A 7,799-nucleotide genomic window follows, 5' to 3' on the forward strand; every position below is an offset into this window, starting at 1 on the left:
CAGACGCTGCCGAAAAGCGCAGAAGCCACCGAAATTTCGGGAGCGCGGACGAGTTTCGGCAGCGTTTGTGAGGAAGGGGCGGGGGAGGGGAGTCAGGTCGGGCGAGGGCGGCGAGGGGAGGGGAAGGGCGAGAACGGCGAGGGGGAGGGCTACTCAGGCCGGCGGACGCAGGGAGCCCCAGTCGCCCAGCGCGCCCTGCAGGGCGCCCAGCGCCGCCTCCACCAGCGGGCCGCGGTCGGACGCGGGACAGCCCTCCTCCACCCACTGCTGGGCGGCCGCCCCGAGATAGCCGAGGAAGCCGATGATCGCCAGCTGCGCACGACGGTAGCCGGGGTTGTCGAGCCTCTCGCGCAGGCTCTCCACCAGTTCGTCGCGGTAGCGGCGCCGCAGGTCCTGGACGGCGGCCGGCTCGTAGGCGCCGGTGAAGAAGGGGGATGCCCAGGCGACCTGCAGGTGCTGGACGTGGTCGAGCACGGCCCCGACGGTCACCCGCATCTGGTCGCGGGCGCTGGAGTTCGGGCGCAGGGCGGCGACCGCGTCGGCCTGGCGGGTGGCGAGCTGGTCGAGCTGGGCCCGGACGACCGCCGTGTAGAGCCCGGCCTTGCTGTCGAAGTACTTGTAGACCAGCGCCTCGGAGGAGCCGGAAGCGGTGGCGACCGCGCCCACCGACACCTGGTCGTAGGTGCTGCGGGTGAAGGCTTCCGTCGCCGCGGCGAGGATCGCGTCCGCGCGGGCCCGGGGATCCAGGCGTTGCCTGACGCGGCGGTCCCCGGTTCTCACGATGGACATCCTAGCGCGTAGTGAGCTACTCTCAATAACGTATTGAGGATCACTCACTTGAGGAGGAGAGATGGCCTGGGCCGACAGCGTGATCTGGTGGCACTGCTATCCGCTGGGTTTCGTGGACGCGGAGCGCGAGGAGATCGACCACGTCGAGCACCGGCTGTGGCGGCTGGCCAACTACCTCGACTACCTGGTGGAACTGGGGGCGAACGGGCTGCTGCTGGCACCGGTGTTCGCGTCCCGCACCCACGGCTACGACACCCTCGACCACTATCGGGTCGACCCGCGGCTGGGCGATGAGGCCGACTTCGCCGACCTCGTCGCGAAGGCCGGGCAGCGCGGCGTCCGGATGCTGCTCGACGGGGTCTTCAACCATGTCAGCGCCGAGCACGAGATCGTCCGCCGCGCCCTCGCCGGCGGGCCGGGTTCGGCCGCCGGCGCCTGGATCCGCTGGGTGGGGGAGTACCCGCGCGGCTTCGAGGGCAACCTCGATCTCGTCGAACTGGACCTCGGCCACCCGCCCGTGCAGGACTACGTGGTGGACGTGATGAACCACTGGCTCGACCGCGGCGCGGACGGGTGGCGCCTGGACGCCGCGTACTCCGCGGGCCCGGACGCGTGGCGTCCGATCATCGACAGGGTACGTGCGGCGCACCCGGACGCGTGGATCCTGGCCGAGGTGATCCACGGTGACTACGTGGACTTCGTCGAGCGCTCGTGCGTGGACTCGGTGACGGAGTACGAACTGTGGAAGGCCACCTGGAGTTCGCTGAACGACCACAACCTGCACGAACTCGCGTGGACGCTGAGCCGGCACGCGCAGTTCGCGAGCCGGTTCCGCCCGCTGAACTTCATCGGCAACCACGACACCACCCGGATCGCCACGAAGCTGACCGACCCCCGCCAGCTGCCGCTCGCGCACGCGCTGCTGATGCTGCTCCCGGGCGTCCCTGCGATCTACGCCGGGGACGAGCAGGGGTTCACCGGCGAGAAGACCGATGGGCCGACCGGCGACGACGCGGTGCGTCCGCCGTTCCCGGAGGGCCCGGACCGGCTGGCCGGCTTCGGCCGCCCGGTGCACGACCTCGACCAGCACCTGATCCACCTGCGCCGGAGCCACCCGTGGCTGGCGTGGGCAGGGCTGTCGGTCGGCACCGTCACGAGCGAGGCGATCGCGATCAACCTCGACGGAGGGCACGAGCGGCTCACCCTCGCCCTCAACGCCGGTGACGCCCCGGTCGACCTGGCCGGCGCCCGCGGCCCCGTCCACCTCGAGCCGCACTCCTGGATGCTCGCCTGAGCCGGCTCCCGCGCCGTCCCGCGCCGTCCCGCGACTGAGGAGACCGCTCGTCGCCCGAGCACCGTCCCCGCGGACAGCCGAGGAACCGTCCCCCGAACGACATCGGGGACAGACCGGCGAACGGGAAGAGAACCGTCCCCGGAACGGGAAAGGGGACGCACCAGCGAACGGGAAAGGAACCGTCCCCGGAACGGGAAAGGGGACAGACCAGCGAACGGGAAAGGAACCGTCCCCGGGGATCGCTCACCCGCGTGCGGGTCATGCGGGGGGCCTCGGCGGGGGGTGCGGGCGGCTCGTCGTCTCCCTAGGTGACGAGGTCGTCGTCGAAGGTGGGCAGGGACGGGACCGTCGCCTGGATCACCGATCCGTCCTCGCGGAGGGTGCCGACGATGTCGCGGACCGAGGGGTGGCCGGACAGCAGCGGCGGCGGGTCCAGCGGGACCGCCAGCGGCTGCCCCCGGGTCACGAACAGGTGGCGTCCCTGCACGGTCACCGGCAGCCGCTGCGCCGTGCCGGTCTCCAGCGTGAAGGTGATCGTCTCCCGCTCCACCCGCACCCGCAGCCGGTTCCCCTGCAGTGTGAGCGGGAACTCCAGCGCCGTCCAGTCGGCCGGCAGCCGCGGGTCGAACGACCACACCGAGAGGTAGTCGCGGAGCCCGCCGAACCCGGCGACCAGCGCCTGCCACAGCCCGCCGAGGGACGCGACGTGCACCCCGGCGTCGGTGTTGTGGTGCAGGTCGGCCAGATCGACGTACAGCGCGGACCGGAAGTACCGCTCGGCCAGCTCCGCGTAGCCCACCTCGGCGGCGATGATCGACTGGACGACCGCCGACAGCGTGGAGTCGCCCGTGGTCAGCGGATCGTAGTACTCGAAGTCGGCCCGCTTCTCCTCGAGGCTGAACTCGTCCCCCTGCAGGTAGGCGGCCAGCACGATGTCGGCCTGCTTCAGCACCTGGTGCCGGTAGATCACCAGCGGGTGGTAGTGCAGCAGCAGCGGACGCTTGTCCGGCGGCGTGTTGGGCAGGTCCCACAGCTCCTTGGACAGGAAGTCGTCATCCTGCGGGTGGATGCCCAGCCGCTCGTCGTAGGGGACGTGCATGGCCTCCGCCACGCGGGCGAACTCCTCGATCTCCTCCCCGGTCAGCGACAACCTGTCCAGCACGCGGGCGTAGGCGTCCAGGTCGTGCTCCTCGATCCAGCGCAGGTTGCGGACGGCTGCGCGCAGGTTCGCCCTGGCCATCACGTTGGTGAACAGGTTGTCGTTCACGACCGCCGTGTACTCGTCCGGGCCGGTCACGCCGTGGATGTGGAACTGCTCGTCGTCGTTGTCGGTCCGGCGCCAGAAGCCCAGGTCGGCCCACAGTCGTGCGGTCTCCACGAGGATGTCGATCGCCTCGCGGATCAGGAAGTCGCGATCGCCGGACGCCGCCACGTACTGCGACACGGCGTGCGCGATGTCGGCGTCGATGTGGTACTGCGCGGTCCCCGCCGCGTAGTAGGCGGACGCCTCCTCGCCGTTGATCGTGCGCCACGGGTAGAGGGCGCCGCGCTGGTTGAGCTCTCCGGCCCGTCGCCGCGCCGCGTCCAGCATCGTGTAGCGGAACCGCAACGCATTCCGGGCGTAGCCGGGGGAGGTGTAGGTGAGGAACGGTACGACGTAGATCTCGGTGTCCCAGAAGTAGTGGCCGTCGTACCCCGAGCCGGTCTCGCCCTTGGCCGGGATCCCCGCGCCCTCCGCGCGCGCCGCGGCCTGGACCAACTGGAACAGGTTCCAGCGGACCGCCTGCTGGATCGCCGGCTGGTTCTCCACGACGACGTCGCTGCGTTCCCAGAAGGCGTCCAGCCACTCCCGCTGGCGGGCCAGGATGGCCCGCGGGCCGGACTCCGCCGCCCGGTCGAGGGTGCGCCGGCAGCGGTCGATCAGCTCCAGCGGAGGCACCACCCGGGAGGTGTGGTAGCTCACCGTCTTGGTGATCCGGGTGGTGGTGCCGCGGGTGCCGTTGATCCGGTACACGTGCTTGGCGATGTCGTCGTCGACGAGCGTCCGCATCTCGTGGGAGTCGGTGGTCTCGATGGTGTGGTCGGCGGCCACCGCGAGGGTCATCCCGGACGCGGCCACACGGTAGCCGAGGACGGCGCGCCCACTGCCCTCCCACTTTGAGACCGGCTCGAGGACGCGTCCGGGCAGCTGCGCGGCGCGGCGCGGGTCCCAGCCGGCGCCCATCGCTGCGGAGGGCACATGGAACTCGTCCTGGCCGTCCTGCCGGTTCAGGATCTCGCAGCTGACCACGATCGGGGCGTCGGCGTCGAGCAGCGTGATCTCGTAGTCCATCAGCGCGAGATGCCGCTCGGCCAGCGACACCATCCGACGCGACCGCAGCTGGACCAGCTTTCCGCCGGGCGTGCGCCAGAGCAGTTCGCGGACCAGGACGCCGTCGCGGAACGACAGCGTGCGCTCGTACCGGCGCAGGTCCGCCACGCTCAGCAGGAGCGGTTCGTCGTCCACGTAGAGCCGCATGATCTTCGCGTCCGGGACGTTCACGATCGTCTGGCCGACCTTCGCGAAGCCGTAGGCGTCCTCGGCGTGGTGGATCGGCCAGACCTCGTGGAAGCCGTTGATGAAGGTGCCGTGGGCGTAGGCGTCCCTGCCCTCCTCCACGTTGCCGCGCAGGCCGAGGTAGCCGTTGGCGACCGAGAACAGGGTCTCGGTGACCCCGAGATCGGTCCCGTCGTAGCGGGTCTCGCGCAGCGCCCACGGGTCGATCGGGAACCGGGTGCGGTCGAGCGGGTCGAAGACGTCGCTGGTCACGGGCACCTCCCGGGTGTGGCTGGTGCAGAGGCTACTGCGGGCCCACCGGTCGGCGACAGGTGCCCGAGGCTCAGTCCGGACCGAATTGGGGACGGTTCTCTACTCGGTCCACCTGGCGGGGGTGGACCGAGTAGAGAACCGTCCCCCATTCGGTCCAGTCCCCGATTCGGTCCGCAGCGGTCGTGTCAGTCTCGATCGGCCTGACCAGCCGCAGCTCGGTGCTTCCTCAGCCGGTGGTGTGGTGGACGTAGCACCAGCGCCAGTCCTCGCCGGGCTGGGCGGACTGCATCACCGGATGCGTGGTGGCGCGGAAGTGTGCAGTGGCATGCCGACCCGGCGAGGAATCGCAGCAGCCGACGTGCCCGCACTCCAGGCACTGCCGCAACGCCACCCAGGTGAGGCCCTCCGCCAGGCACTCCGGGCAGGCCCGGGCCGGCTCGATCGCGGCGACCGGGTAGCGGTCGAGGTCGGCGCAGCCCTCGCCGGTGCGGTGGACGCCGGCCGGCGCGGGCGCGTCCGTCCGCTCGGGCTGCGCGTCGTCGATCATCGACTCCTCCAGGTCGAGGGTGGCCAGCACGTCCGCCACGACCTCCGACGGCACCTGGCCCAGCGAACGGATCTGCAGCACCCGCTCACGCTCGGCGGCCAGGAGTTCGGTGCGGACGCGTGCGTACAGCTCGCTCGGCGTCTCCTGCTCGGCGACCGTGTCGAGCCGCTCCCAGGCGGCGAAATTGCGCTGCTCGCTGCGCTGGCGGATCAGGTCGCGGACGCCGTGCGGGTCGTCGAACTCCAGCTCCGCCAGCCGCTCCTCCGCGGCGGCGGAGGCCTGGTCGAGCAGCGTCGCGCGGGCCAGGGCGTCCTCCCTCGGGTCGGGCGAGCGAACGCGGAGCCGCCGCACCAGCCATGGCAGCGACAGTCCCTGGATGAGCAGGGTGCCGGCGACGACGGTGAACGCGGCGAGCAGGAGCACCTCGCGGTACGGGGTCTGGGTGGGGATGACGAACGCCGCGGCCAGCGTGACCACGCCCCGCATGCCCGCCCAGCCGAGGACGAACGTGTTGGCCGCCGGCGGCTTCTCCCCCGAGGCGAGGTCACGCGGGCGGATCAGCAGGTAGCGGGCCGGGAACACCCAGGCCAGCCGGAGCACGATCACCGCACCCAGCGTGGCGAGGCAGACGCCCAGGACGAGCCCGAGCGGGACGCCCGAGCGGACCACATCCCCGATGATCCACTTCGCCTGCAGGCCGATCAGGGCGAAGACGGCGTTCTCCAGGACGAAGGCGAGCGTGCGCCAGTTCGTCCGCTCGGTGACCCGGGACTTCGCCGTCTGCAGCAGCGGGGCCTTGTGGCCCAGCAGCAGCCCTGCGACCACCACGGCGAGCACGCCGGAGGCGTGCACGGCCTCGGCCGCGAGGTAGGCCACGAACGGCACGACGAAGGAGACGGCGGTGTCCAGGACGGGGTCGGTGATCCGGGGCCGGAACCAGGCGACGACCTTGAAGGTGACGAAGCCGGCCAGTGCGCCGCCGCCGGCGGCGAGCAGGAAATCTCCGGCGACCTGCCAGGCGGTGACGCCCGCACCGATCGCCGCGACCGCGGTCCGCAGGGCGACCAGCGCGGTGGCGTCGTTCAGCAGCGACTCGCCCTCCAGGATGGTGACCAGCCGGCGGGGGAGCCCGATCCGGCGTCCGATGGCGGTGGCGGCGACCGCGTCCGGAGGTGCGACCACGGCGCCGATCGCGAAGGCCGCCGGCCAGCCGATGGCCGGCAGCAGGGCGTGCACGACCACGCCGACGCCGAGGGTGGTGAAGGCGACCAGCCCGATCGACAGCAGCAGGATCGTCCGGCGGTTCCGGGCGAAGTCGACCAGCGAGGTCTGGACGGCCGTCGCGTAGAGCAGCGGCGGAAGCAGCCCGAGCAGGACGACCTCCGGCTCGAGGTGCACCTCGGGGACGCCGGGCAGGTAGCTGACCGCGACGCCGGCGACGATGAGCAGCAGCGGCGTCGGGACGCCGATCCGCCCGGCGAGGGCGGCGCCGGCGAGGACGCCGACCAGCAGCACGACCACGAACAGGGCGCTCTCCATCGCGTCATTCTCGCTGTGGGCACCGCTGCACGGAACCCGTCTCGGCCGGGGCCCGCAGTCGCCGCGATCCCCCGGCCGGTGCCCCCGACCCACAGCGAGCTCCATGGCAGACGCACAGCGGGCTCACCGGAAACCGCGCTGTGCTGGGTGCAGGAGGACATCATGAGCACCTACCAGAACTATCCCGGCACCGGCTCGGACCCGGTCGAGCGCTACCGCTACCTGCTGCGGACGGCATCGCCGGAACAGATCGAGCAGGCACACGCGGAGGCATTCGCGCAGCTGGACGCCGAGGAGCGCCGGCAGGTGCTGCAGGCGCTCGCGCGGACCGAGGAGGTGCCGAAGGACGACTCGCCGGCAGCACTGGCCCGGTCGGCCACCCGGCTGGAGGTGCGCAGGCCCGGCGCGCTGGACCAGCTGTTCGGCGGCTACGGAGCCGGCCGCACGGTGCTGGCGTCCCTGGCGGCCGGCTTCGTCGGCTCGGCGGTGTTCGACCTGCTCTTCGACCGCCCCGGAGGCATCTTCGGCTTCGGACGTGGCCTGTTCGGTTTCGGCGGCGGCTGGGGCGGCCACGGCTTCGGCGGCCCCGGCGGCTTCGGGGGTGGTCCCGGTGGTTTCGGGGGTGGTCCCGGTGGTTTCGGGGGTGGTCCCGGCGGTTTCGGGGGTGGTCCCGGCGGCCCCTAGTCTCCCGGCCCGCCGGGCGGGTCACGAAGGCCCCCGGTTGTCCCGCCGCTCGCAGGGGCGGCTAGGCGAACAGCTCTGCCGCGGTGGTGACGCCGGCCTCCCGGCCCGGGGCGGACTGGAACTGCCAGTACAGGTTC

5 protein-coding genes are annotated in these 7,799 nt (G+C 71.8%); 2 read left to right on the forward strand and 3 right to left on the reverse strand.

What is annotated here, in order from left to right; translation table 11 throughout:
- Window positions 1-153: 153 nt before the first annotated feature.
- Window positions 154-780 (reverse strand): TetR/AcrR family transcriptional regulator, encoded by a 627-nt coding sequence (locus QM633_RS02220; protein WP_415152091.1) that lies wholly within the window; start codon window positions 778-780, stop codon window positions 154-156.
- A 70-nt stretch (window positions 781-850) separates the two neighbouring features.
- Here QM633_RS02220 and QM633_RS02225 point away from each other — a divergent pair, with 70 nt between their 5' ends.
- Window positions 851-2,083, forward strand: coding sequence for an alpha-amylase family glycosyl hydrolase (locus QM633_RS02225; protein WP_415152092.1), 1,233 nt, complete (start codon window positions 851-853; stop codon window positions 2,081-2,083).
- A gap of 304 nt (window positions 2,084-2,387) precedes the next feature.
- Here QM633_RS02225 and QM633_RS02230 read toward each other — a convergent pair whose 3' ends face one another.
- Window positions 2,388-4,892 (reverse strand): glycoside hydrolase family 65 protein, encoded by a 2,505-nt coding sequence (locus QM633_RS02230; protein ID WP_415152093.1) that lies wholly within the window; start codon window positions 4,890-4,892, stop codon window positions 2,388-2,390.
- Between the two features lie 226 nt (window positions 4,893-5,118).
- Entirely contained in the window at window positions 5,119-6,978 is a 1,860-nt protein-coding gene (locus tag QM633_RS02235; RefSeq protein ID WP_415152094.1) for a Na+/H+ antiporter, read from the reverse strand.
- A 162-nt stretch (window positions 6,979-7,140) separates the two neighbouring features.
- Here QM633_RS02235 and QM633_RS02240 point away from each other — a divergent pair, with 162 nt between their 5' ends.
- Entirely contained in the window at window positions 7,141-7,662 is a 522-nt protein-coding gene (locus QM633_RS02240; RefSeq protein WP_415152095.1) for a hypothetical protein, read from the forward strand.
- Window positions 7,663-7,799: the final 137 nt, after the last annotated feature.

It is taken from the genome of Propionicimonas sp. (genome assembly GCF_047606205.1).
Lineage (GTDB): Bacteria > Actinomycetota > Actinomycetes > Propionibacteriales > Propionibacteriaceae > Propionicimonas.